This is a genomic window from Dietzia sp. oral taxon 368, from assembly GCF_002999155.1.
GTDB lineage: Bacteria > Actinomycetota > Actinomycetes > Mycobacteriales > Mycobacteriaceae > Dietzia > Dietzia cinnamea.
Genome location: NZ_CP027238.1, coordinates 3,054,146 through 3,076,879, shown reverse-complemented (window position 1 = coordinate 3,076,879; position 22,734 = coordinate 3,054,146). Strand labels below are relative to the sequence as shown.

At 71.3% G+C, this 22,734-nt stretch carries 19 protein-coding genes; 16 read left to right on the top strand and 3 right to left on the bottom strand.

Going from position 1 to position 22,734, the window contains the following annotated elements:
* The first annotated feature begins 7 nt into the window (after positions 1 to 7).
* Positions 8 to 2,374, top strand: a complete 2,367-nt coding sequence (locus C3V38_RS14330; RefSeq protein ID WP_106386109.1) for a bifunctional (p)ppGpp synthetase/guanosine-3',5'-bis(diphosphate) 3'-pyrophosphohydrolase — start codon at positions 8 to 10, stop codon at positions 2,372 to 2,374.
* A 112-nt stretch (positions 2,375 to 2,486) separates the two neighbouring features.
* Here C3V38_RS14330 and C3V38_RS14325 read toward each other — a convergent pair whose 3' ends face one another.
* Positions 2,487 to 3,407: a peptidylprolyl isomerase gene (locus C3V38_RS14325; RefSeq protein ID WP_106386108.1), complete on the bottom strand. Its 921-nt coding sequence runs from the start codon at positions 3,405 to 3,407 to the stop codon at positions 2,487 to 2,489.
* 208 nt (positions 3,408 to 3,615) lie between these two features.
* On the opposite strand from C3V38_RS14325, the gene C3V38_RS14320 reads away from it, so the two are divergent.
* Both C3V38_RS14320 and hisS read left to right on the top strand, forming a co-directional pair.
* On the top strand, positions 3,616 to 4,281 hold the full coding sequence (locus C3V38_RS14320; RefSeq protein WP_106386107.1) for an MBL fold metallo-hydrolase: 666 nt from the start codon (positions 3,616 to 3,618) through the stop codon (positions 4,279 to 4,281).
* A gap of 44 nt (positions 4,282 to 4,325) precedes the next feature.
* A complete protein-coding gene (gene hisS, locus C3V38_RS14315) occupies positions 4,326 to 5,606 on the top strand; it encodes a histidine--tRNA ligase (RefSeq protein WP_106386106.1) in 1,281 nt (426 codons plus the stop codon).
* A 13-nt stretch (positions 5,607 to 5,619) separates the two neighbouring features.
* Here the strand turns inward: hisS and C3V38_RS14310 are convergent, their stop codons facing one another.
* Positions 5,620 to 6,528, bottom strand: a complete 909-nt coding sequence (locus C3V38_RS14310; RefSeq protein ID WP_106386105.1) for a neutral zinc metallopeptidase — start codon at positions 6,526 to 6,528, stop codon at positions 5,620 to 5,622.
* Between the two features lie 149 nt (positions 6,529 to 6,677).
* Between C3V38_RS14310 and aspS the strand changes: the two genes are divergently transcribed.
* On the top strand, positions 6,678 to 8,477 hold the full coding sequence (gene aspS, locus C3V38_RS14305; protein ID WP_106386104.1) for an aspartate--tRNA ligase: 1,800 nt from the start codon (positions 6,678 to 6,680) through the stop codon (positions 8,475 to 8,477).
* A gap of 127 nt (positions 8,478 to 8,604) precedes the next feature.
* On the opposite strand, the gene C3V38_RS14300 is transcribed toward aspS, so the two are convergent.
* Positions 8,605 to 9,909 (bottom strand): alkaline phosphatase family protein, encoded by a 1,305-nt coding sequence (locus C3V38_RS14300; RefSeq protein WP_061228673.1) that lies wholly within the window; start codon positions 9,907 to 9,909, stop codon positions 8,605 to 8,607.
* A 228-nt stretch (positions 9,910 to 10,137) separates the two neighbouring features.
* Here C3V38_RS14300 and C3V38_RS14295 point away from each other — a divergent pair, with 228 nt between their 5' ends.
* The 12 genes from C3V38_RS14295 to nusB all read left to right on the top strand — a co-directional run bounded on the left by C3V38_RS14295 (position 10,138) and on the right by nusB (position 22,665).
* Positions 10,138 to 11,484 carry a replication-associated recombination protein A gene (locus C3V38_RS14295; protein WP_371412124.1) on the top strand — a complete coding sequence of 449 codons (1,347 nt, stop codon included), beginning with the start codon at positions 10,138 to 10,140 and terminating at the stop codon, positions 11,482 to 11,484.
* Between the two features lie 142 nt (positions 11,485 to 11,626).
* The gene (locus tag C3V38_RS17650; protein WP_007626311.1) at positions 11,627 to 11,785 is read left to right on the top strand and encodes a hypothetical protein; all 159 of its coding nucleotides are present in this window, start codon (positions 11,627 to 11,629) and stop codon (positions 11,783 to 11,785) included.
* A gap of 247 nt (positions 11,786 to 12,032) precedes the next feature.
* On the top strand, positions 12,033 to 14,693 hold the full coding sequence (alaS, locus tag C3V38_RS14290; protein WP_106386103.1) for an alanine--tRNA ligase: 2,661 nt from the start codon (positions 12,033 to 12,035) through the stop codon (positions 14,691 to 14,693).
* Positions 14,690 to 15,172, top strand: coding sequence for a Holliday junction resolvase RuvX (gene ruvX, locus C3V38_RS14285; protein ID WP_106386102.1), 483 nt, complete (start codon positions 14,690 to 14,692; stop codon positions 15,170 to 15,172). The genes alaS and ruvX overlap by 4 nt, the downstream gene beginning before the upstream one ends.
* A 93-nt stretch (positions 15,173 to 15,265) precedes the next feature.
* On the top strand, positions 15,266 to 16,438 hold the full coding sequence (gene mltG, locus C3V38_RS14280; RefSeq protein ID WP_106386101.1) for an endolytic transglycosylase MltG: 1,173 nt from the start codon (positions 15,266 to 15,268) through the stop codon (positions 16,436 to 16,438).
* The gene (locus C3V38_RS14275) at positions 16,428 to 17,276 is read left to right on the top strand and encodes a shikimate dehydrogenase (protein ID WP_106386100.1); all 849 of its coding nucleotides are present in this window, start codon (positions 16,428 to 16,430) and stop codon (positions 17,274 to 17,276) included. Before mltG ends, C3V38_RS14275 begins: the two co-directional genes overlap by 11 nt.
* Positions 17,277 to 17,408: 132 nt before the next feature.
* Positions 17,409 to 18,623 carry a chorismate synthase gene (gene aroC / locus C3V38_RS14270; protein WP_106386099.1) on the top strand — a complete coding sequence of 405 codons (1,215 nt, stop codon included), beginning with the start codon at positions 17,409 to 17,411 and terminating at the stop codon, positions 18,621 to 18,623.
* Entirely contained in the window at positions 18,620 to 19,174 is a 555-nt protein-coding gene (locus C3V38_RS14265; RefSeq protein ID WP_007631952.1) for a shikimate kinase, read from the top strand. Before aroC ends, C3V38_RS14265 begins: the two co-directional genes overlap by 4 nt.
* A gap of 52 nt (positions 19,175 to 19,226) precedes the next feature.
* Positions 19,227 to 20,354 (top strand): 3-dehydroquinate synthase, encoded by a 1,128-nt coding sequence (gene aroB / locus C3V38_RS14260; RefSeq protein ID WP_106386510.1) that lies wholly within the window; start codon positions 19,227 to 19,229, stop codon positions 20,352 to 20,354.
* Positions 20,351 to 21,451: a Xaa-Pro peptidase family protein gene (locus tag C3V38_RS14255; protein ID WP_106386098.1), complete on the top strand. Its 1,101-nt coding sequence runs from the start codon at positions 20,351 to 20,353 to the stop codon at positions 21,449 to 21,451. The genes aroB and C3V38_RS14255 overlap by 4 nt, the downstream gene beginning before the upstream one ends.
* A gap of 93 nt (positions 21,452 to 21,544) precedes the next feature.
* Positions 21,545 to 22,108 (top strand): elongation factor P, encoded by a 564-nt coding sequence (efp, locus tag C3V38_RS14250; RefSeq protein ID WP_007631945.1) that lies wholly within the window; start codon positions 21,545 to 21,547, stop codon positions 22,106 to 22,108.
* 2 nt (positions 22,109 to 22,110) lie between these two features.
* Positions 22,111 to 22,665: a transcription antitermination factor NusB gene (gene nusB, locus C3V38_RS14245; RefSeq protein WP_061914767.1), complete on the top strand. Its 555-nt coding sequence runs from the start codon at positions 22,111 to 22,113 to the stop codon at positions 22,663 to 22,665.
* Positions 22,666 to 22,734: the final 69 nt, after the last annotated feature.

The following is a 22,734-nucleotide window of genomic DNA, read 5'->3' as shown; positions in this document are numbered from 1 at the left end:
GCCGGAGATGACGCAGCACCAGAACCCCGCCGGCAACCCCGACGGGGGCGGCCCCACGGGTAAGAAGGCCACGCCGCAGCCCACCACCCAGCCGCTGCCGGTGATCCCCGGCTCCCGGCCGTCCGCCGGACGCCGGGTCCGGGCGCGGTGGGCGCGTCGACTCACCTCCGGTCTCACGGTCACCTCCACCCCCGCGGTCCTCGAACCGCTCGTCCGCGTCCACCGCATCCACCACGCCAAGGCGGATGTGGGGCTCCTGGCGCGCGCCTACACTCTCGCCGAGCGCCAGCACGAGGGCGTGTACCGCAAGTCCGGCGACCCCTACATCACCCACCCGCTGGCGGTGGCCACCATCTGCGCGGAGATGGGCATGGACACCACCACGCTCGTCGCCGCCCTCCTGCACGACACGGTCGAGGACACCGACTACTCGCTCGAACAGCTCGAGGCGGACTACGGGGGAGAGGTCGCCCACCTGGTGGACGGCGTCACCAAGCTGGACAAGGTCGACTTCGGCGAGGCCGCCGAGGCAGAGACCATCCGCAAGATGATCATCGCCATGGCGCACGATCCCCGCGTCCTGGTCATCAAGGTGGCCGACCGCCTGCACAACATGCGGACCATGCGCTTCCTGCCACCGGAGAAGCAGGTCAAGAAGGCCCGCGAGACCCTCGAGGTGATCGCCCCGCTCGCGCACCGGCTCGGAATGGCCACCGTGAAGTGGGAACTCGAGGACCTGGCCTTCGCGATCCTCGAACCGAAGAAGTACCAAGAGATCGTCCGGCTGGTGGCCGACCGCGCACCCAGCCGTGACGTCTACCTCAACACCGTGATCAACCGGGTCAAGGCCGACCTGGAGAAGGCCAACATCCAGGCCCGCGTCGAGGGACGGCCGAAGCACTACTGGTCGATCTATCAGAAGATGATCGTCCGCGGTCGCGAGTTCGACGAGATCCACGACCTCGTCGGCATCCGCGTCCTGTGCGACGACGTGCGGGACTGTTACGCGGCGATCGGTGTCGTCCACTCAACCTGGAAACCCATGCCGGGCCGGTTCAAGGACTACATCGCCCAGCCACGCTTCGGCGTCTACCGCTCCCTGCACACGACCGTGATCGGGCCCGACGGGAAACCGCTGGAGATCCAGATCCGCACGCACGAGATGCACCGCAACGCCGAGTACGGCATCGCAGCGCACTGGCGGTACAAGGAGACCCGCGGCAAGCACAACGGCGACCCCGCCGAGGTCGACGAGATGGCGTGGATGCGCCAACTCCTGAGCTGGCAGCGCGAGGCTGCCGACCCGGGGGAGTTCCTCGACTCCCTCCGGTTCGAGATGACCAGCAAGGAGATCTTCGTCTTCACCCCCAAGGGTGACGTGATCAACCTGCCGGTCGGTGCGACCCCCGTGGACTTCGCCTACGCCGTCCACACCGAGGTCGGCCACCGCTGTATCGGCGCGCGGGTCAACGGCAAGCTCGTCGCACTCGAGCGCCCGCTCGAGAACGGCGAGGTGGTGGAGGTCTTCACCTCCAAGGACCCCAACGCGGGACCGAGCCTGGACTGGCAGAAGTTCGTGGTCTCCGGCCGCGCCAAGAGCTCGATCCGGCAGTGGTTCGCGAAGGAGCGCCGCGAGGAGGCTCTCGAGCGCGGGAAGGACCTCATCACCCGGGAGGTCCGTCGCGGTGGCGTCCCCGTCCACCGCGTGTTCTCCAACGAGTCGATCGCCGGCGTCGCCCGCGAACTCGGCTTCACCGACGTCACCGCCCTGTACACGGCGATCGGCGAGAACCACGTCTCCGCCAAGACTGTGGTCGGGCGTCTCGTCGCGGCTCACGGCGGCGTCGACGAGGTCACCGAAGAGCTCGCGGACCGCTCGCGGGACAAGACCATCACCCCGCACCGCCCCACTCCCGCGGGCGCCGGCGTCCTCGTCGGGGGCGTGGAGGACGTCCACGCCAAGCTCGCCCGCTGCTGCACCCCGGTGCCCGGTGACGAGGTCCTGGGCTTCATCACCCGCGGCGGCACCGTGAGCGTGCACCGGACGGACTGCACCAACGCCTCGGATCTCCATCGCGAGCCCGAGCGCTTGGTCAAGGTCGAGTGGACGCCACAGCCGGGGGCCCTGTTCCTCGTGGCCATCCAAGTCGAGGCGCTGGACCGGCACCGACTCCTGTCCGACGTCACCAAGGTGCTGGCCGACGAGAAGGTCAACATCCTGTCCGCGTCGGTGCAGACCGCCGGTGACGACCGGGTCGCAATCTCCAGGTTCACGTTCGAGATGGCCGACCCCAAGCATCTGGGCCACGTCCTCAACGCGGTACGTCGGGTCGAGGGCGTCTTCGACGCCTACCGGATGACGTCCAACTCCTGACCGGCGGGGGCTTTCCTGACCGGCGCGGGCTGAACCAGCACTAACGAAAACCACCCCGGCCGACAGGCCGGGGTGGTCGTCCATGACGCGGTCTGGGCGGGCCCGGGCCGGGTCACTCCTCGGGCAGACCCTCCTGGGCGCCGACAGTGATCTTCTCGATCTGGACCGGACGCTTGGGCGCCTGGTAGTCCTCGCTCATCGGATCGTCGCTCTTGATTCCGCCCTCGGCGATCTCGTCCAGGACCTCCAGCCCCGACTCGCCGATGGTGCCCATCACCGAGTACTCGGGCGGGAGCATCGAGTCCTCATAGACGAGGAAGAACTGGCTCCCCGCACTGTTCGGCGCCTGGGACTTGGCCATGGCGACCGTCCCGCGCGGGTAGACCGACATCCCGGAACCGTCCTCGGCCACGGGGAGATCGGTCGGCGGCTCGTCGACGATGGCGTAACCGGGGCCCGAGAGACCGGTGCCGGTCGGATCACCACACTGCAGCACGGAGAGCTCGGCCCCCTCCTCACCAATGGTCAGGCGGTGACACTCGGTGTCGTCGAAGTAGGCCTGCTCGGCCAGATGTACGAAGCTCTCGACGTTGCACGGCGCCCCGGCACGGTCCAGCTGGAGCGGGATGTCGCCGGCGTTGGTCGCGATCGTGATCTCGGCGGTACCCCGGCGGGGCTGGTCGCCGCTCGGCGGCTCCACCTCGCGCTTGGTCTCCTCGATCTCGTCGATCTGCTCGTTGAAGCGCTCGGCCTCCGCAACCACCTCCGGGCCCTGGTCCTCGAACTGAGCAGGATCGACCTTCTCCATGGGGGTCTCCTCCGCGTACTCGCAGGTGACCCAGTTGGCCGCATACTCCTCGGCGCGCGCCTGCTCGGCCTTGTTCCAGACCACGACACCCACGATCCCCAGCAAGACCACCACGACGACAGCGGCGCCGGCGATCTTGAGCTGCTTCTCGCGGCGAGCCTGGGCCTCCATCTGCTCGCGCAGGCGCTGGCGCGCCTCGGCTCGGCGTTCCTGGTTGGTGGACACTGACCCTCCTGGGGACCTGGACTAGGCTGGAACGGTCGGCCGGATCCCCACGCCGGGCCTCCTCGCGGGAGCCCCCGGGCGGTCCGGCCCAGGGTCCTTGTCTACCAGGTCGGGCAGCGTCGACCGCACACCACTCCGGTGTCGGACCACGTTGACCCGACACCGCGCGCCACACGGCGCGGATCGTCGAAGAAAGGGAGTACGGGACGTGCAGATCGTCGGTTTCCCCGCCGGGATGTTCCAGACCAACTGCTACATCGTGTCCGACGACGCGGGGGACTGCGTCATCGTCGACCCGGGCCAGGACGCCGAGGAGCAGGTTCGCCGCCAGATCTCGGAGGCGGGCCTGCGGCCGCGCGCGGTCCTGCTCACACACGGGCACCTCGACCACATCTGGAACGCCCGGCAGGTCGCGGACCACTACCGCGTCCCCGCCTACATCCACCCCGACGACCGCCCGATGCTGTCGGATCCCGGCAAGGGCCTGTCGCTCGACCTGTCGGCCATGCTCAAGGGCATGACGTTCACTGAGCCCGCCGAGGTAGTCGAGGTCTTCGACGGCGACACCCTGCGGTTCGGGTCGATGACCTTCGACGTGGACCACGCCCCCGGTCACAGCCCCGGTTCGGTGTCCTTCCGGATCACCGTGCAGACCGAGGAGGGACCGCGGATGGTGGTCCTCGGTGGCGACGTACTGTTCCAGGACGGGGTCGGCCGTACCGACCTGCCGGCGGGGGACACCGAGGTGCTCATGCAGTCGATCGCCAAGAAGTTCCTCGTCCTGGACGACGACGCGGTGGTCCTGCCCGGCCACGGCCCGTCCACCACGATCGGTCGCGAGCGCCGGTCTAACCCGTTCCTGCGCGACCTCTAGACCGACCAGCGCCCCCGCCTTTACCTGACCCGAGGACTTTCCCTGTGACCGGCACCGAGAAGAAGACCGCCCTCAAGGCCCCCAAGGGCGTGCCCGACTACGTCCCCCCGGCGTCGGCCGGGTTCGTCGCCGTCCGCGACGCGATCACCTCCGCAGCCCGGCGCGCCGGCTACGGCCACATCGAGCTGCCCGTTTTCGAGGACACGGCGCTGTTCGCCCGCGGTGTCGGCGAGTCCACGGACGTCGTCTCGAAGGAGATGTACTCGTTCGAGGACAGGGGTGGCCGCAGCGTCACGCTGCGCCCCGAGGGCACGGCCGGGGTGATGCGTGCGGTGATCGAGCACGGGCTGGACCGCGGACAGCTGCCGGTCAAGCTCTGTTACGCCGGGCCGTTCTTCCGGTACGAGCGGCCGCAGGCCGGTCGCTACCGGCAGCTCCAACAGGTCGGGATCGAGGCCATCGGGGTGGATGACCCCGCCCTCGACGCCGAGGTGATCGCCGTGGCCGACGAGGCGTTCCGATCGCTCGGCCTGACGGGTTTCCGCCTCGAGCTCACCTCGCTCGGCGACGAGACGTGCCGCCCGCAGTATCGCGAGCGTCTGCAGTCGTTCCTCGCCGGGCTGGATCTCGACGAGGCGACGCGGGACCGCGCGCGGATCAACCCGCTGCGCGTCCTCGACGACAAGCGCCCCGAGGTGCGTGCGCAGCTCGAGGACGCGCCGCTGATGATCGACCATCTCTCGGACGCGAGCGCCGAGCACTTCGCGACCGTGCGGGCGCACCTGGACGCGTTGGGGGTGCCGTACACGGTCAACCCCCGCATGGTCCGCGGCCTGGACTACTACACCAAGACGACGTTCGAGTTCGTGCACGACGGCCTCGGTGCGCAGTCCGGGATCGGCGGCGGAGGGCGCTACGACGGGTTGATGGAGCAGCTCGGCGGTCAAGCCCTGTCGGGCATCGGCTTCGGGATCGGTGTCGACCGCACGGTGCTGGCGCTGCAGGCCGAGGGGATCGATCCGGCGGCGCAGGGGCGAGTGGACGTGTACGGCGTCGCGCTGGGGGCGGCGGCCAAGGCGGCGATGGTTCCGGTCCTGGCGGAGTTCCGCCGCAACGGGCTGCGGGCCGACATGGCGTACGGCGACCGGGGGATGAAGGGCGCGTTCAAGGCGGCGGACCGGTCGGGCGCGGCGGTCACGGTCGTCATCGGCGAGAACGAGCTCGAGACCGGCACCGCTGTGGTCAAGACGATGTCCACCGGCGAGCAGGAGCCGGTTCCGCTCGAGGCGATCCTCGGTCACGTCACCCGGGCCGTCGGGCGCTGACTCCTCCCGCGCGTCAGAGCTGCGCGCGGAAGGTGTCGCAGGCCTGCACGGAGCCCTGCTGGTAGCCGGTGAGGAACCACTGCCTGCGCATCTCGGACGAGCCGTGGGTCCACGAGCGGGGGTCGACGCGCCCGCCTCCGGTGCGCTGGATGTGGTCGTCGCCGATGGCCTCCGCGGTCCGGACGATCGCATCCACGTCCTGCGGGGTCAGGCTCTCCAGTAGCGGCGGGCCGCCGTCGGGCGCCGGTGTGGAGGTCGCGTAGTGGGCCCAGAGCCCCGCGTAGCAGTCGGCCTGGAGCTCGACGCGGACCGCTCCGGAGGACGGGCCCTGCGGGTCCTGCTGCGAGCGTCGGATGTCGCCGAGCATGGTCTGCAGGTGGTGGCCGAACTCGTGCGCGACGACGTACATCTGCGCCGCGCCGGAGGGCGGTCCGCCGAGCTGCCCCACGAGGACGCTGTCGAAGAACGAGGGGTCGATGTAGACGGTCTGCCCGGCGGGGCAGTAGAAGGGGCCGATGTCGGAGGAGGCGGCACCACAGCCGGTGTCGACGGCGCCGCTGAAGACGGTGGTCCGGGGCTGGACCCAGCTCATCCCCACCTGATCCGGCAGCTGGATTGTCCAGACGTCCTCGAGGCTCTCGGTGGTGGCGACGATGCGGCAGATCGTGTCGGAGTTGGCCTGTTGCAGGTCGCACTGGTCGATGTGGGCCTGGAACTGCTGCGCGGAGTCGGAACCCTGTTCCTGCGCGCCGGTGGGACCGGTGTCCAGGCCGAGCTGGCCCGGGTCGACACCGAGAAACAGGGCGATGAGGACGACGGCGAGGCCGCCGACCCCTCCGCCGACCGCGATCCCCCGGCGACCTCCCCTGCCTCCGCCGGAGACTCCGCTGGTGTCGAGCCTTCCGCCTTGCCGAAACGTCATGATCTCCGCCTTCCGGGTGGTGCGTCGCCCGGTCTGTCGTGGACGTAGACTGTTCCCCGTCCGAGCCCGTGGCGGGCCGTGGGGTCGTCCCGTCGGTGCTCACGCTCAGGCGATCACACCACACTTTCCCCGACGAGAGGACCACCGCAGTGCTGCGCACCCATTCCGCCGGCCAGCTCCGAGCCGCCGACGCCGGTGACACCGTCACCCTGGCCGGCTGGGTGGCACGCCGCCGGGATCACGGCGGTGTCATCTTCGTCGATCTGCGCGACGCCTCGGGCGTGTGCCAGGTGGTCTTCCGTTCCGAGGACGTGGCCGAGCGCGCCCACCGCCTGCGCAACGAGTACTGCGTGGCGGTCACCGGCGTCGTCGACCGTCGTCCGGAGGGATCGGAGAACCCTAACCTCGCCTCGGGCGAGATCGAGATCGACGTCACGTCGTTCGAGGTCCTGGGTGAGGCGGCGGCGCTGCCGTTCCAGCTCGACGACGAGGTGGGGGAGGAGGCACGTCTGCGTCACCGGTACCTCGACCTGCGCCGCGAGGGTCCGGGCGCGGCGCTGCGGCTGCGGTCGAAGGTCAACGCCGCGGCCCGCGGAGTCCTGGCCCGTCACGACTTCGTGGAGATCGAGACCCCCACCCTCACCCGCTCGACCCCGGAGGGTGCGCGCGACTTCCTCGTGCCGGCCCGCCTGCAGCCGGGTACGTTCTACGCCCTCCCGCAGTCGCCGCAGTTGTTCAAGCAGTTGCTCATGGTGGCCGGGATGGAGAAGTACTACCAGCTGGCCCGCTGCTACCGCGACGAGGACTTCCGCGCCGACCGGCAGCCGGAGTTCACGCAGCTCGACCTGGAGATGAGCTTCGTCGATCAGAACGACGTGATCGGCGTGGCGGAGGAGATCCTCACCGAGGTGTGGGCCACCGCCGGTTACGAGATCACCACGCCGATCCCGCGGATGACGTACGAGGAGGCGATGCGCCGGTTCGGCTCCGACAAGCCGGACCTGCGGTTCGACATCGAGCTCGTCGAATGCACGGAGTTCTTCGCCGACACCCCGTTCCGGGTGTTCAAGGCGCCGTACGTCGGCGCGGTCGTCATGAAGGGCGGGGCGTCACAGCCGCGTCGTCAGCTCGACGCCTGGCAGGAGTGGGCCAAGCAGCGCGGCGCCAAGGGACTCGCGTACATCCTCGTCGGTTCCGACGGCGAGCTCGGCGGCCCGGTCGCCAAGAACCTGTCGGACTCCGAGCGGGCGGGCATCGCCGCCCACGTCGGCGCGGAGCCGGGCGACTGCATCTTCTTCGGCGCCGGCGCGGTGAAGTCCACGCGGGCCCTGCTCGGCGCGGCCCGCGGTGAGATCGCCGCCAAGCTCGGCCTCATCGACCCCACCAAGTGGGCGTTCACCTGGGTCGTCGACGCCCCGATGTTCGAGCCGGCCGACGACGCCACGGCCGCCGGTGACGTGGCCGTGGGGTCGGGTGCCTGGACCGCGGTGCACCATGCGTTCACCTCGCCCAAGCCCGAGCACCTGGACACGTTCGACACCGATCCGGGCTCGGCGCTCGCCTACGCGTACGACATCGTGTGCAACGGCAACGAGATCGGCGGCGGCTCGATCCGTATCCACCGCAAGGACGTCCAGGAGCGGGTGTTCGGCGTCATGGGCATCTCGGCCGACGAGGCGCAGGAGAAGTTCGGCTTCCTGCTCGACGCCTTCTCCTACGGCGCCCCGCCGCACGGCGGCATCGCGTTCGGCTGGGATCGCATCTGCGCCCTGCTGGCCGGGACCGAGTCGATCCGCGACGTCATCGCGTTCCCCAAGTCCGGCGGCGGCGTCGACCCGCTGACCGATGCGCCGGCGCCGATCACGGCGCAGCAGCGCAAGGAGTCCGGCATCGACGCCAAGCCGGTGCAGCGCGGCCAGGCCGCCCCGTCCGGGGCCGCAGCCGAGTAGTCGGCCCCACCCCGCCCTGCCCCGCCCCCGAATCCGCTACTCTCCTGCGCGATTCGCTACCCGGAAAAGAACGGAAAACGGTAGCGAATGTGACGGGGGAGTAGCGGATTTCCGTCATATCGGGGTCTCAGAGGTGGAACGCCTCGAGCGCGGGCCGCCCGTCCATCCCGGAGTGGCCGAGCCCGAACAGCCGGGACACCGTCGGGGCCACGTCGAGGGTCCGGACAGGCCGGTCGACGACCTGCCCGCGGCGGACGATCCGGTGCCCACCGCCGATGAAGAACGGGATGCCGAGCGTGACCTCGTGCCCGTGGTTCCCCGGGATCGGGTTGGAGAACGGGGTGGGGTCGGAGAACCGCCATCCCGGGTGACACGTGGCCACGAGGTCGCCGCCGCGCTCGCCGAGGTCGAGCTCGGCCGGGTCGTAGAGGCGGTTGACGCCGGGGAGCGCGCCGACCACCTCCCGCAGGCGCGCCAGTGCCGCGTCGCGTTCACCGGCGGGGCCGAGGTAGGCGAACGTGTCGGCCCCCCCGTTCTGGGCGATCCCGAACCGGCCCCGCAGCGCCGGGTCGGCGTCGATCGCCCCGGCCGCGCTGATGAGGCGCAGGGGCTCCGACCAGTCCATCCCGTGGTCGGCCAGGACGATGAGCACGGAACGTTCCCAGCGCCCGGTGGCGCGGAGGAACTGCTCGAGGTCCCAGAGCTTGTGGTCCGAGTTGAACACCGCCTGGTTGCGGGCTAGTCGGAGCGAGGTCCCCGACAGGTCCATGTGGCCGAAGCGGTCCATGTCCCCGAGGTTGACGAACGTCATCCTCGGGGCGTGGTCGGTGATGGTCCGCTTGAGGGCCTCGACGGTGAACCAGTCGAGCGAGTGGTCGGTGATCGGCACGAGCGGGAACGGCGCCCACTGCACGCTGGCTCGGCCGCCGAACAGGCCGTGGAGGTAGTCCTTGCTCAGCACGCTCGCGGTGGTGAGGCCGGCCTCGGTCCGAATGCGGTCCAGGACCGTGGCGGCCCGCAGGTCGTCGGGCCGGTCGAGGGTCCGCTCGTCCCCGATCGCGTGGTCCCAGATGGCGTTGGCGGGCACCCCGTTGCGGTGGGGGAGGACGCCGGTGACCATCGCGGCGTGGTTGGGCAGGGTCTCGGCGATCATGATCGACGACGCATCGGTGAACCGCGTGCCCTCGGCTGCCCAGCGGTGCAGTGTCGGCGCCTGCGCGGCGTTCAGTTCGTCCGGTCGCATGCCGTCGGTGACGATCACGTAGACGTCGAGGTCGTCGGCGACCGGCCGTACCGGGTTCGCCCACACGGGGGCGGGTTCAGCGAGCAGGGTCACCCCGACGGCGCCCGCTGCGGCGACCATGCCGGCGCCGGCGAGCGCCTCACGACGGGTGAGGGTGGGTCCGTGGGTGGGGTGGTCGTCGCGGCACATCGGGTGGGACCTCCGGGGGTCGTGGCACGGGGTGGTGTCGTGGGGTGGTGTCGTGGGGTGGCGGCCTGAGGTAGTGGCCCGGGTGGCGGCGGCGTGCCCCCGCCGGGGAGGTGGCAGACCTGAGTTCCAGACAACCCGACGACGACGAAGGCCGCGGTCACTTCCGCGGATCCGTCGCCGGATGTTCACCCGGGGTTCGCTGTCGGGGCCCGCCGGTAGCCTGGGGGCGTGACCGAAGACGCTGGGCTGTTCGCCGCCGGGGACGCGGGCGACGCCGGGCCCGTTCCTCCGGCGTCGGCGTCCGTGGACCCGGGCGCCCCGTTGGCGGTCCGGATGCGGCCGCGGACGCTGGACGAGGTGATCGGCCAGGAGCACCTGCTGCGCCCTAATTCGCCGCTGCGGCGGCTGGTGGAGGGGCGCGGGGGCTCGTCGGTGATCCTCTACGGCCCTCCGGGGACCGGGAAGACGACGCTCGCCAATCTGGTGGCCAGCACGTCGGGGCGGCATTTCGTCGCCCTGTCGGCGCTCAGCGCCGGGGTCAAGGACGTCCGCGCGGTGATCGACGACGCCCGCACCCGGCAGGTCCACGGTCAACGCACGGTCCTGTTCATCGACGAGGTGCACCGGTTCTCCAAGAGCCAGCAGGACGCCCTGCTGGCGGCGGTGGAGAACGGCATCGTCCTGCTGGTGGCCGCGACCACGGAGAACCCGCACTTCTCGGTCATCGCGCCGCTGCTGAGCCGGTCGCTCATCGCCGAACTGCAGGGCCTGGACGACGCCGGGGTGGCCGCCGTGCTGCGGCGCGCGGTCTCCGACGAACGGGGGCTGGCGGGGCGGGTCGAGCTCACCGACGCGGCGGCGGAGGACATCGTCCGGCTCTCGGGAGGGGACGCGCGGCGCAGCCTGACGATCCTGGAGGCCGCGGCCGGGGCCGCGGAGGACGGCGTGGTGACGCCGGAGATCGTCGAGCTCAGCCTGGACGCGGCCCCCGTGCGCTACGACCGTGACGGCGACCAGCACTACGACGTCACGAGCGCGTTCATCAAGTCCATCCGCGGGTCCGACGTGGACGCAGCGCTGCACTACCTGGCACGCATGCTGGTCGCGGGGGAGGACCCCCGGTTCATCGCCCGGCGGCTCATGGTGCACGCGAGTGAGGACATCGGCATGGCCGACCCGACCGCGCTGCTGTCCGCGAGCGCGGCGGCGGAGATCGTCCAGAAGGTCGGCATGCCGGAGTGCCGGCTCGCGCTGGCCCAGGCCACCATCCACCTCGCGACCGCGCCCAAGTCCAAGGCGGTGATCGCGGCCATCGACGCCGCCATGTCCGACGTCCGCGCCGGTGGCGTCGGCGAGGTGCCCAAGCACCTGCGGGACGGCCACTACGCCGGGGCCAAGGGGCTCGGCAACGGGGTGGGCTACCGGTACCCGCACAACGCGGCGCCGGGAGTCGTGGCGCAGCAGTACCCACCCGACGAGCTGGTGGGGCGGGACTACTACGAGCCCGGGCCGCACGGCCACGAGCGCGAGCTGTCCGCCCGGGTCGACAAACTCCGCCGGATCATCCGGGACTGAGGCGCGCCCGGGGGCCACGCCGGGACGGGCTCCAGGGGACCCCCGCGGCAAAGCCTGGCCACATCCTGAGAACTGTGTGAAGGTCATATTTCCTGCCTGAGCAGGCAGGATGTTGTGTCCACATCAGCATTCGGAGGTTCTCATGTTCACCGGTCTCGCCAGCATCTTCTCGACGCTCGTCGGCGTCGCCACCTCGGTCGGCGTCTGGGGCACCGGGGCGCACAGCCTCGGCCTGCTGCCGCAGGAGGCCTTCATCACCGCCGCCAACTTCGGCATCATCCTGCCCCCGATGCCGCGCTGACCGACCCTCTCGCCGCACACGGCCAGCCCGGGCGCCCCTCCGCCGGACCGGTGGAGCGGGCGCCCGCGTCCCTTCCGGGTGGCGGCCCCTCGTCGTCGTCGTCGGGACCACGTCCCCAGCCCGGCGGCCCCTCACCCCGTCCGCAGCGCATCCCGGCCCGCCCCACCTCGTTCCCTGGCGCCGACCCGCGCGGCGGTAGTCTTGATTCTCGCCCGAGACCACCCGTAGACGACCAGTGAGGCCCCCTGTGCAGACCCATGAGATCCGGCGCCGCTTCCTCGACCACTTCGTCCGCGCCGGGCACACCGAGGTCCCCAGTGCGTCACTGGTGCTGGACGATCCCAACCTGCTGTTCGTCAACGCCGGCATGGTCCCGTTCAAGCCCTACTTCCTCGGCCAGGAAACCCCGCCGTACGCCACGGCGACCTCCATCCAGAAGTGCGTGCGCACCCTCGACATCGAGGAGGTGGGCATCACCACCCGCCACAACACCTTCTTCCAGATGGCCGGCAACTTCTCCTTCGGCGACTACTTCAAGGAGGGGGCGATCCGCCACGCGTGGTCGCTACTGACCTCCTCACTCGACGACGGCGGTTTCGGGATCGACCCCGCCCTGCTGTGGGTGACCGTCTACCTCGACGACGACGAGGCGTACGGCATCTGGCGCGACGTGATCGGCGTGCCCGAAGAGCGCATCCAGCGGCGTGGCATGGCCGACAACTACTGGTCCATGGGCGTACCGGGGCCGTGCGGGCCGTGCTCGGAGATCTTCTACGACCGCGGACCGGCCTACGGCGTCGACGGCGGGCCGGAGGCCGACGAGGACCGCTACATCGAGATCTGGAACCTCGTGTTCATGCAGAACGAGCGCGGCGAGGGCTCCGGCAAGGACGCCTTCGAGATCCTCGGCCCGCTGCCCAAGCAGAACATCGACACCGGCATGGGCGTCGAGCGCGTCGCCTTCCTCCTCCAGGGCGTCGAGAACGTCTACGAGACCGACCTGCTGCGCCCGGTCATCGACACCGCCGAGCGCCTGTCCGGCGCGAAGTACGGCGTCGACAGTGCCTCGGACGTGCGGTTCCGGGTGATCGCCGACCACGCCCGCACCGCCTACATGCTCATCTCCGACGGCGTGACCCCCGGCAACGAGGGCCGCGGTTACATCCTCCGTCGCCTCCTGCGGCGCATCGTCCGCTCCGTGCGCCTCCTGGGCGCGTCGGGGGAGACCATGGCCGAGTTCATGGCCACCGTCCGGGACGCGATCGGTCCCTCGTTCCCCGAGACCGTCGCCGGCTACGAGCGCATCGAGCGGATCGCCGTGGCCGAGGAGGCCGCCTTCCTCAAGACCCTCGAGTCCGGCACGCAGCTCTTCGAGCGCGCCGCCGAGTCCGCCCGCCGGTCCGGCGCCGCGGTGCTCTCCGGCCAGCAGGCGTTCGCCCTCCACGACACCCACGGGTTCCCGATCGATCTCACCCTCGAGATGGCCTCCGAGGCCGGGCTGCAGGTCGACGAGGAGGGCTTCCGCTCGCTCATGTCCGAGCAGCGCGCCCGCGCCAAGGCCGACTCGCAGGCCAAGAAGCACGCCCACGCCGACCTGTCCGTCTACCGCGACTTCCTCGACGCCGGCGAGACCGTCTTCACCGGCTTCACCGACCTCACCGACGAGTCGCGCCTGCTGGGCATCGTCTCCGGCGGCCGGGCCGTCGCGGTGGCCCGCGAGGGCGACGAGGTGGAGTTCGTGCTCGACCGCACCCCGTTCTACGCCGAGTCCGGCGGCCAGCTGGGCGACCGCGGCATGATCTCCACCGCCGGCTTCCAGATGCGCGTCGACGACGTGCAGAAGATCGGCAAGAAGCTCTGGATCCACAAGGGCGTCCTCACCGGGGGCGAGGCCGAGGCCGGGCAGCTCGTCACCGCCGCCGTCGACCCCGAGTGGCGCAAGGGCGCCACCCAGGGCCACTCGGCCACCCACCTCGTCCACGCGGCGCTGCGCCAGATCCTCGGGCCCGAGGCCGTCCAGGCCGGTTCCCTCAACAAGCCCGGCTACATGCGGTTCGACTTCAACTGGTCCGGCTCGATCCCCGCCGACGTCCTCGCCCAGATCGAGGAGGTCACCAACTCCGCCGTCGACGCCGACTACGGCGTCAACACCATCGAGACCACCCTCGACGAGGCCAAGCGCATGGGCGCCATGGCCCTGTTCGGCGAGAACTACGGGTCCACGGTCCGGGTGGTGGAGATCGGCGGCCCGTTCTCCATGGAACTGTGCGGCGGCACCCACGTCAGCAGCTCCGCACAGATCGGTCCCGTCAGCCTGCTCGGCGAGGCGTCCGTCGGGTCCGGCATCCGGCGTGTCGAGGCCTACGTCGGCATGGACGCCTACCGCCACCAGGCCCGCGAGCGCGCCCTCGTGTCCGGCCTCGCGACCTCGCTCAAGGCGCCTGCCGACGAGCTGCCCGACCGCATCGCCGCGCTGACCGCCAAGCTGCGCGAGACCGAGAAGGCCCTCGAGTCGCTGCGCGCGGCCCAGCTGGCCTCCCAGGCCGGCGACCTGCTCGCCTCGGCCGAGGACCTCGACGGTGTCCGGTTCCTCGCCCACAGCGCCCCCGGCGGTGCCGCCGGCGACCTGCGCACCCTCGCGTCCGACCTCAAGGGCCGCCTCGGCTCCGACGCGGGCGTCGTCCTCCTCACCGCACCCAGCCAGGACAAGGTGCCGTTCGTCATCGCCGTCACCCCGGCCGCCCAGGAGCGCGGCCTCCGGGCCGGCGACCTCGTCAAGGCGATCTCCCCGGCGCTCGGCGCCCGCGGCGGCGGCAAGGCGGACATGGCACAGGGCGCGGGCACCGAGCCCGGCGGCATCGACGCCGCGGTCTCCGCCCTGCGCGACGCCGTCCGGGACGCGGGATGACCGACCCCGGCGCGCCCGCGGCCACCGGCGCGGCCTGGACCCGCGGGCGCCGGCTCGGCCTGGACGTGGGCACCGCCCGCATCGGCGTGGCCTCCTGCGACCCCGACGGGATCCTGGCCACCCCGGTCGAGACCATCCGCGTGGTCGACGGCGACCCCGGGTGGGCCGCCGAGCTCCGGCGTTTGCGCGGTCTCGTCTCCGAGTACGACGCCGTCGGGGTGGTCGTGGGCCTGCCCACCTCACTCAAGGGGCGCGAGACCGCCTCCACCGCCATGGCCCGCTCGTTCGCCGAGGCGCTGACCACCGAGGCCCCCGAACTGCCCGTGGACCTCGTCGACGAGAGACTGACCACCGTCACCGCCGGCGCTGCCCTCCACGGGGCCGGGCGCAACACCCGACGGCAGCGGGACGTGATCGACCAGGCCGCCGCCGTCGTCCTGTTGCAGGCCTGGCTCGACTCGCGGCACGCCCGCCGATGAACGACGCGCCGACCGGCGGAGATGGATAAACTCGCCGCCGAGCACGATGCTGTCCGCCGGGCAGCTCCCCTTCAACTCTGACCGAGGAGCACCATGTCTGCGGCACGAGGACGCCCACGCACGAGCGGCACCACCAGGTTCCTCCTCCTGGCGGCCGTGATCGGGGTCGTCGTCGCGTTCGGCGCCATGGTCTACCGGAATCTCAACACCGAGGTCGCCGCCGCTCCCGACTTCGAGGGCCCGGGAAGCGGCAACGCTCTGCTGCACGTCGAGCCCGGCGATACCCTGGGCGTCGTGGGGGACCGCCTCTACGAGATCGGTACGGTCGCCAGCACTCGGGCCTTCACCGGCGCCGCGGCCGGCACACCCGTCGAGGGCATCCAACCCGGGTACTACCAGGTACGGCAGGAGATGAGCGCGGACGCCGCCGTCGACGCGCTGTCGGATCCGCAGAACCGGGTCGGGATGGTCGACGTCAAGCCCGGCGGCCGCCTCCTGGACACGGTCGTCGTGGGCGGCGGCACCGAAAAGGGGATCTTCACCCTGATCGCCGACGCCACCTGCCTGCGCGACCTCGACTCCCCGGACCAGCCCCCGGCGTGCCGACAGTCCCAGGAGATCGTCGACGCCGCCGCCCAGGCCGACCCCGCCCGGCTCGGCGTCCCCGACTGGGCCCTCAACGAGGTGCGATCCGCCCCGGACCCAGTGCGCCGGCTCGAGGGCCTCATCAGGCCGGGTGTCCACACAATCGACCCCCGCTCCGAGCCCGTCGACATCCTGCAACACCTCATCGAGTCCTCCACGTCCGCCTATGACGAGACCGGCCTGGTCCCGGCGGCCCAGCGGATCGGCCTGACCCCGTACCAGGTGGTCACCGCCGCCTCGCTCGTGGAGAAGGAGGGACTGCCCCAGGACTTCGACAAGGTCGCCCGCGTCATCCTCAACCGACTGGCCGAGCCCATGCAGCTGCAGTTCGACTCCACCGTGAACTACGCCCTGCCGGACCAGGAGATCGCCACCACCGACGCCGACCGCGCCGCGCGCACCCCGTGGAACACCTACGCCATGGATGGCCTCCCCTACGGGCCCATCGGCTCACCCGGACTCGAGGCACTGCGCGCCATGGAGAACCCGGCCGACGGGCAGTGGAAGTACTTCGTCACGGTGGACATGCAGGGGACCACCCGCTTCGCCGACGAATACCCGGAGCACGAGCGCAATCAGAGCGAGGCGATCGCCAACGGGGTTCTGGCAAGTGGACGCTGATCCCTCGTCGCCCGTCGCCGGGCCGCGGTCGGCGGCCGTGCTCGGGCACCCGGTGGACCACTCTCTCTCCCCGGTCCTGCACGGCGCCGCCTACCGCGCGCTCGGACTCGTCGACTGGACCTACGAGCGCATCGACTGCGACGCCGACCGCCTGCCGTCCCTGGTCGACTCCTCGCCGGCCCACCGGATCGGATACTCGGTCACGATGCCCGGGAAGTTCGCCGCCCTCGCGCACGCCAGCGAGGTCAGCGACCGCGCGCGCATCGTCGGCAGCGCTAACACCCTCGTGCGGCGCAGCGGCGGCTGGTACGCCGACTGCACGGACGTCGACGGGGTCACCGGGGCCCTGGCCGAGTTCGGCGACCTGCCCGCCGCGCCGACGGCGGTCGTCCTCGGCGTGGGCGGCACCGCCCGGCCCGTCCTGGCGGGCCTGGCCGCGGCCGGCGCGACCCGGGTCGTCCTGGCCTCCCGCCGCGACAACGCCGGCCCGGCCGCAAAATGCGGACGCGCCCTCGGACTGGACATCAGCACGGTGCTGCTGACCGACGCGTCCCTGCCCGGCGAGATCGAGGCCGCGGACGTGCTGGTCAACACCGTCCCCGAGCCCGGGATTCGAGAACTCACCGCTCTCGTGTCCCGCGCCCGCCGGCTCTTCGACGTGCTCTACGACCCCTGGCCGACCGTGGCCGGGGCGGCCGCCTCCGCCGCGGGCGTACCGGTGGTGGGCGGCGACGTCATGCTGCTCAACCAGGCCTTCGGTCAGGTCGAGTTGTTCACGGGCAGGCCCGCGCCGCGGGCCGAGATGGCCGCGGCGCTCGCGCGGGCCCTCGGGCGGTAGCGCCGGCGCGCGCGGCGAGGGGCGCCCGGCGCTGGTCGACGCGGCGCTGGTCGACGCGGCGCTGGTCGACGCGGCGCTGGTCGACGCGGCGCCTCGACGGGCCTGATGTGCCCCCGCCCACCCGGTCGTGGGATGATCGGCGACGTGCTGAAGTGGACCACTGCCGGAGAATCGCATGGCCAGGCCCTCGTGACGATCGTCGAGGGCGTCATCGCGGGCGTCGAGGTGACGAGCGAGCAGATCGCCGCGCAACTCGCCCGCCGCCGCCTCGGCTACGGCCGCGGTGCGCGCATGAAGTTCGAGGCCGACGCCGTGCGCGTGCTGGGCGGCGTCCGGCACGGCCGGACCATGGGATCGCCGGTGGCGATCGAGGTCGGGAACACCGAGTGGCCCAAGTGGGAACAGATCATGTCGGCGGACCCCGTGGACCCCGAGGAGATCGACGACAAGGCCCGCGCCGCCCGCCTGACCCGCCCGCGGCCCGGTCACGCGGACTTCTCCGGGATGCTCAAGTACGACTTCGACGACGCCCGGATGGTCCTCGAGCGGGCCAGCGCGCGTGAGACCGCCGCCCGCGTCGCAGCGGGGACGGTCGCCCGCGGTGTACTCCGCGACGTCCTCGGCGTGGAGGTGCTGTCCCACGTCATCTCCATCGGCGCCTCGGAGCCCTACGTGGGCCCCGAGCCGACGTTCGCCGATCTCGAGGCGATCGACGCCAGCCCGGTGCGCGCGTTCGACGCCGCCGCCGCGGACTCGATGATCGCCGAGATCGAGGCCGCCAAGAAGGCCGGTGACACCCTCGGGGGCGTGGTCGAGGTCGTCGTCCACGGGCTCCCGATCGGACTCGGGTCGCACGTGTCGGGCGAGGAGCGTCTCGACGCGCAGCTCGCCGGCGCCCTCATGGGGATCCAGGCCATCAAGGGCGTCGAGGTCGGTGACGGGTTCGAGACGGCCCGTCGGCGCGGCAGCGTCGCCCACGACGAGATGGTCCGCGGTGAGGACGGCGTCGAGCGGCGCAGTAACCGCGCGGGCGGACTCGAGGGCGGTATGACCAACGGCCAGCCCCTGCGGGTGCGGGCGGCGATGAAGCCCATCTCGACCGTTCCGCGCGCCCTCGCGACGGTCGACATGGAGGACGGGTCGGCGGCCACGGCGATCCATCAGCGCTCGGACGTGTGCGCCGTCCCCGCGGCGGGCGTCGTCGCGGAGTCGATGGTCGCGCTCGTGCTGGCCCGGGCGGTATTGCAGAAGTTCGGTGGCGACTCGCTGGCGGAGACCCGCCGCAACGCCGAGGGGTACCTCGACGCGGTCGCCGAGCGTCTGGACTGGGCGACGGACGAGGTATGAGCGGCCCGGCACGTCCGGTCGCGGTGCTCGTGGGCCCGCCCGGCGCCGGGAAGACCACCATCGGCCGCAAACTCGCCCGACGTCTCGAGCTGCCGTTCCTGGACGCCGATCACCTGATCGAGGAGGCCGAGGGCCGGAGTATCCCCGAGATCTTCGCCTCCGACGGTGAGCCCGCCTTCCGCGAGATCGAGGAGCGGATCATCGGCGAGGCTCTCACCTCCTTCGACGGGGTGCTCTCCCTCGGTGGTGGCGCGGTGCTGTCCCCGGTGACGCGGGAGCGGCTGCGCGGGCACCGGGTCGTCCACCTCACGATCGGGGTCGCCGAGGGCGTGCGCCGTTCCCAGGGGCCGGGTCGCCCACTGCTGTCCGGCGGTGACGTCACCGCGCGGTACCAGGCACTGCTCACCGAGCGGGCACCCCTGTACCGGGAGGTTGCCTGGACGACCGTGAGCACCGAGCGGCGCAGTTCGGGCAAGGTGGTGTCGGACATCGTCGACAGGCTCGACTCCGGCGACCCGCATCCGCGGGGCGCCGGCGGCCGGACGAGATGATGGTGAGGACGTGCACACGCGTGCGGAGACGATCGATGAGCGGGAGCGACAGATGAACCAGGATCCGAACACCAGCGACCCCGTCGTCGTGGAGGTGCGTGCCGCGGACCCGTATCCCGTGGTGATCGGCCGCGGGCTGCTGCCGGAGATCCTCGAGGCGTGCTCGTCCTCGCGGACCGTCGCGATCTTCTACCAGCCGCCGTTGGCGCAGACGGCCGAGACGTTGCGCGAGAAGCTCGCCGAGGCGGGGGTGGACGCCCACCGCATCGAGATCCCCGACGCCGAGGCCGGGAAGGATCTCGCCGTGGCCGGGTTCTGCTGGGACGTCCTCGGGCAGATCGGGCTCAACCGCAAGGACACGATCGTCAGCCTGGGCGGCGGGGCCGCCACCGACCTGGCCGGCTTCGTCGCCGCCACGTGGATGCGGGGCGTGCGGGTGGTGCACATCCCCACGACGCTGCTGGCGATGGTCGACGCGGCCGTCGGCGGCAAGACCGGCATCAACACGGACGCGGGCAAGAACCTCGTGGGCAGCTTCCACGAGCCGGCGGCGGTGTTCGTCGACACGGCCACCCTGGAGTCCGTTCCCCGCAACGAGTTGGTCTCGGGCATGGCCGAGGTGGTCAAGTGCGGCTTCATCGCCGACCCCGTGATCCTCGACCTCATCGAGGCCGACCCGCAGGCGGCGCTGGACCCGTCCGGGGACACGATCGTCGAGCTGATCCGCCGCAGCGTGCAAGTCAAGGCCGACGTCGTGGGGCAGGACCTCAAGGAGTCGGGCCTGAGGGAGATCCTCAACTACGGGCACACCCTCGGCCACGCGGTCGAGCGTCGCGAGCAGTACCGCTGGCGTCACGGCGCCGCGATCAGCGTGGGCATGTGCTTCGTCGCGGAGCTCGCGAGGCTCGCCGGTCGCCTCGACGACGCGACGGCCGATCGCCATGCCTCGGTCCTGGCCTCGCTCGGCCTGCCGACCGGGTACGACCCGGACGCGTTCCCGCGCCTGCTCGAGCTCATGGCCGGGGACAAGAAGAACCACTCCGGCTTCCTGCGGCTGGTGGTGCTGGACGGGCTCGCGCGCCCCTCCCGGATGGAGGCCCCGGACCCGTCGCTGATGACGGCCGCCTACGCCACCATCTCCGAGGGCCGTGCCCCCAGCGGTGGGGGGATCCTCCTGTGATCGAGCGACTCGCCCGCCGCCGGAAGGCCCTGGCCGTCGCCCTCGCGGACGTCGGCGCGCAGGGCCTGTTGGTCACCGATCCGCGCAACATCGCCTACCTGACCGGGTTCCGCGGGTCCGGTGGTGTCGCGTTGGTGGACGACGACGGCGAGGCGGTGCTCTGCACGGATTCGCGGTACGAACTCCAGGTGGTCGAGCAGGCCCCGGACGTGGGGCACGTGATCTCGCGGGAGTACGTCTCCGGCGTGCTCGGGCGCCGCCGCGGCCCCGCGGACGCCCCGCTCGCCGTGGAGGCCGACCACATGACGCTGTCCGCGGCGTCCGCCCTCCGCCGCGCGCTCGCGGACACCGGGGGAGCGGCCGCCCGCATCGTCGAGACCAGCGGCCTCGTGGAGCAGGTGCGCCGCGCCAAGGACCCCGAGGAGCTGGCGCTCATCGAGCGCGCCTGCGGCGTGGTCGACGAGGCGTGGACAGACCTGCTGAACGCCGGTGCCATCGCCGTGGGCCGCACCGAGCGGGAGGTCGCGGCCGACCTCGAACACGCGATGCGGCGGGCGGGATCGGACGGAGTGGCGTTCGAGACGATCGTCGCCTCCGGCCCCAACGGAGCGCACCCGCACCACGTGCCGGGCGACCGGGTGCTCGCCGACGGCGACCTCGTGGTGGTCGACTTCGGCGCCACCGTCTCCGGTTACGCGTCGGACTGCACCCGCACGGTCGCGCTGGGCACCGCCCCGGATCGGCTGCTGGACGCCTACGACGTCGTCCTGCGTGCGCAGCTGGCCGGCGTGGAGGCGGTGCGCGAGGGGATGGGATGCGCTGACCTCGACGCGGTGAGCCGGGGCATCATCGACGACGCCGGTTTCGGCGACCACTTCGGCCACTCGCTGGGCCACGGGGTGGGCTTGGACGTGCACGAAGCGCCCGCGGTGTCGACGAGGTCCACGAGTACACTGTCCGACGGCGATGTGATCACCATCGAGCCGGGGATCTACCTCGCGGGTCTCGGCGGGATCCGGATCGAGGACACCGTGGCCGTCACCGGAGGTGGCGGGAGGTCCCTGACCACCACGTCGAAGGCTCTCAGGGCGCTCTGACCACCAGCACGCCCCGAGTGGTCTGCCCACGACCACGTGCGAGGCGCCCCCACCGGCGTCCCGCCCGACGACTTTCCCGAAGGAGTACCGACTATGGCGTCCACCGCCGACTTCAAGAACGGCCTCGTCCTCAAAGAGGAGGGGCAACTGTGGCAGATCGTCGAATTCCAGCACGTCAAGCCCGGTAAGGGCCCGGCGTTCGTGCGGACGAAGCTGAAGAACGTCGTCACCGGGAAGAACGTCGACAAGACGTTCAGCGCCGGCGTCAAGGTCGAGATCGCGACGGTCGACCGCCGCGACATGACGTTCCTGTACCGCGACGGTGAGGACTACGTCCTCATGGACGAGCAGGACTACGAGCAGATCAACGTCAGCCCGGCCGTCATGGGCGACGGCGCGCGCTTCCTGCTCGAGAACACCACCGTCCAGGTCTCGTTCAACGAGGGCGTCCCGCTGTTCGCCGAGATGCCGGTCGCCGTGGACCTGATCGTGCAGCACACCGATCCCGGCCTCCAGGGTGACCGCTCCACCGGCGGCACCAAGCCCGCCACCCTCGAGACCGGCGCCGAGGTGCAGGTCCCGCTGTTCATCAACACCGGCGACAAGCTGCGCATCGACACCCGTGACGGCCACTACCTCAGCCGGGTGAACGACTGATCATGGCGGACGAGGTCGACCACCGGCGCCGAGGAGCTCGGTACCGGGCCCGCAGGCGTGCCGTCTCCCTGCTCTTCGAGGCCGAACTGCGGGACGCCGACGTGGTGCAGCTCGCCGAGGAGCGACGCCGGATGGGGGAGGAGTCCCAGGAGTTCCACGACGTCGCGCCGTACACCATGGAGATCGTCACCGGCGTCGCCGAGCGGCTCGACCGGCTGGACTCGACCATCTCCGAGCACCTGCGGGAGTGGACGCTCGAGCGGCTGCCCGCCGTCGACCGCGCGGTGCTCCGTGCGGCCGCGTGGGAACTGCTCTTCGGCTCCGACGAGGTGGACGCGGCGGTGGTGATCGACCAGGCGGTCCTGTTGGTGTCGGACCTGTCCGCGGAGAAGTCGGTGCCGTACGTCAACGCGGTCCTCGACCGGGTGGCAGGGCTGGCCCAGCACATCCGGGCCGCCGAGCGCGCCGTGTCGAGCCTGGAGGGCCCGGACGACACCGGCGGTCCCGACGTGTCGCAGACCACGTCCGACGATCCGGGGACGGGCGCGGCCGGCTGATAGAGTTCAGGTCCGAAAGCTATCCCTTTAACGAGCCGTCCAGCGAGGCGGACAAGGAGGTGGTGATCG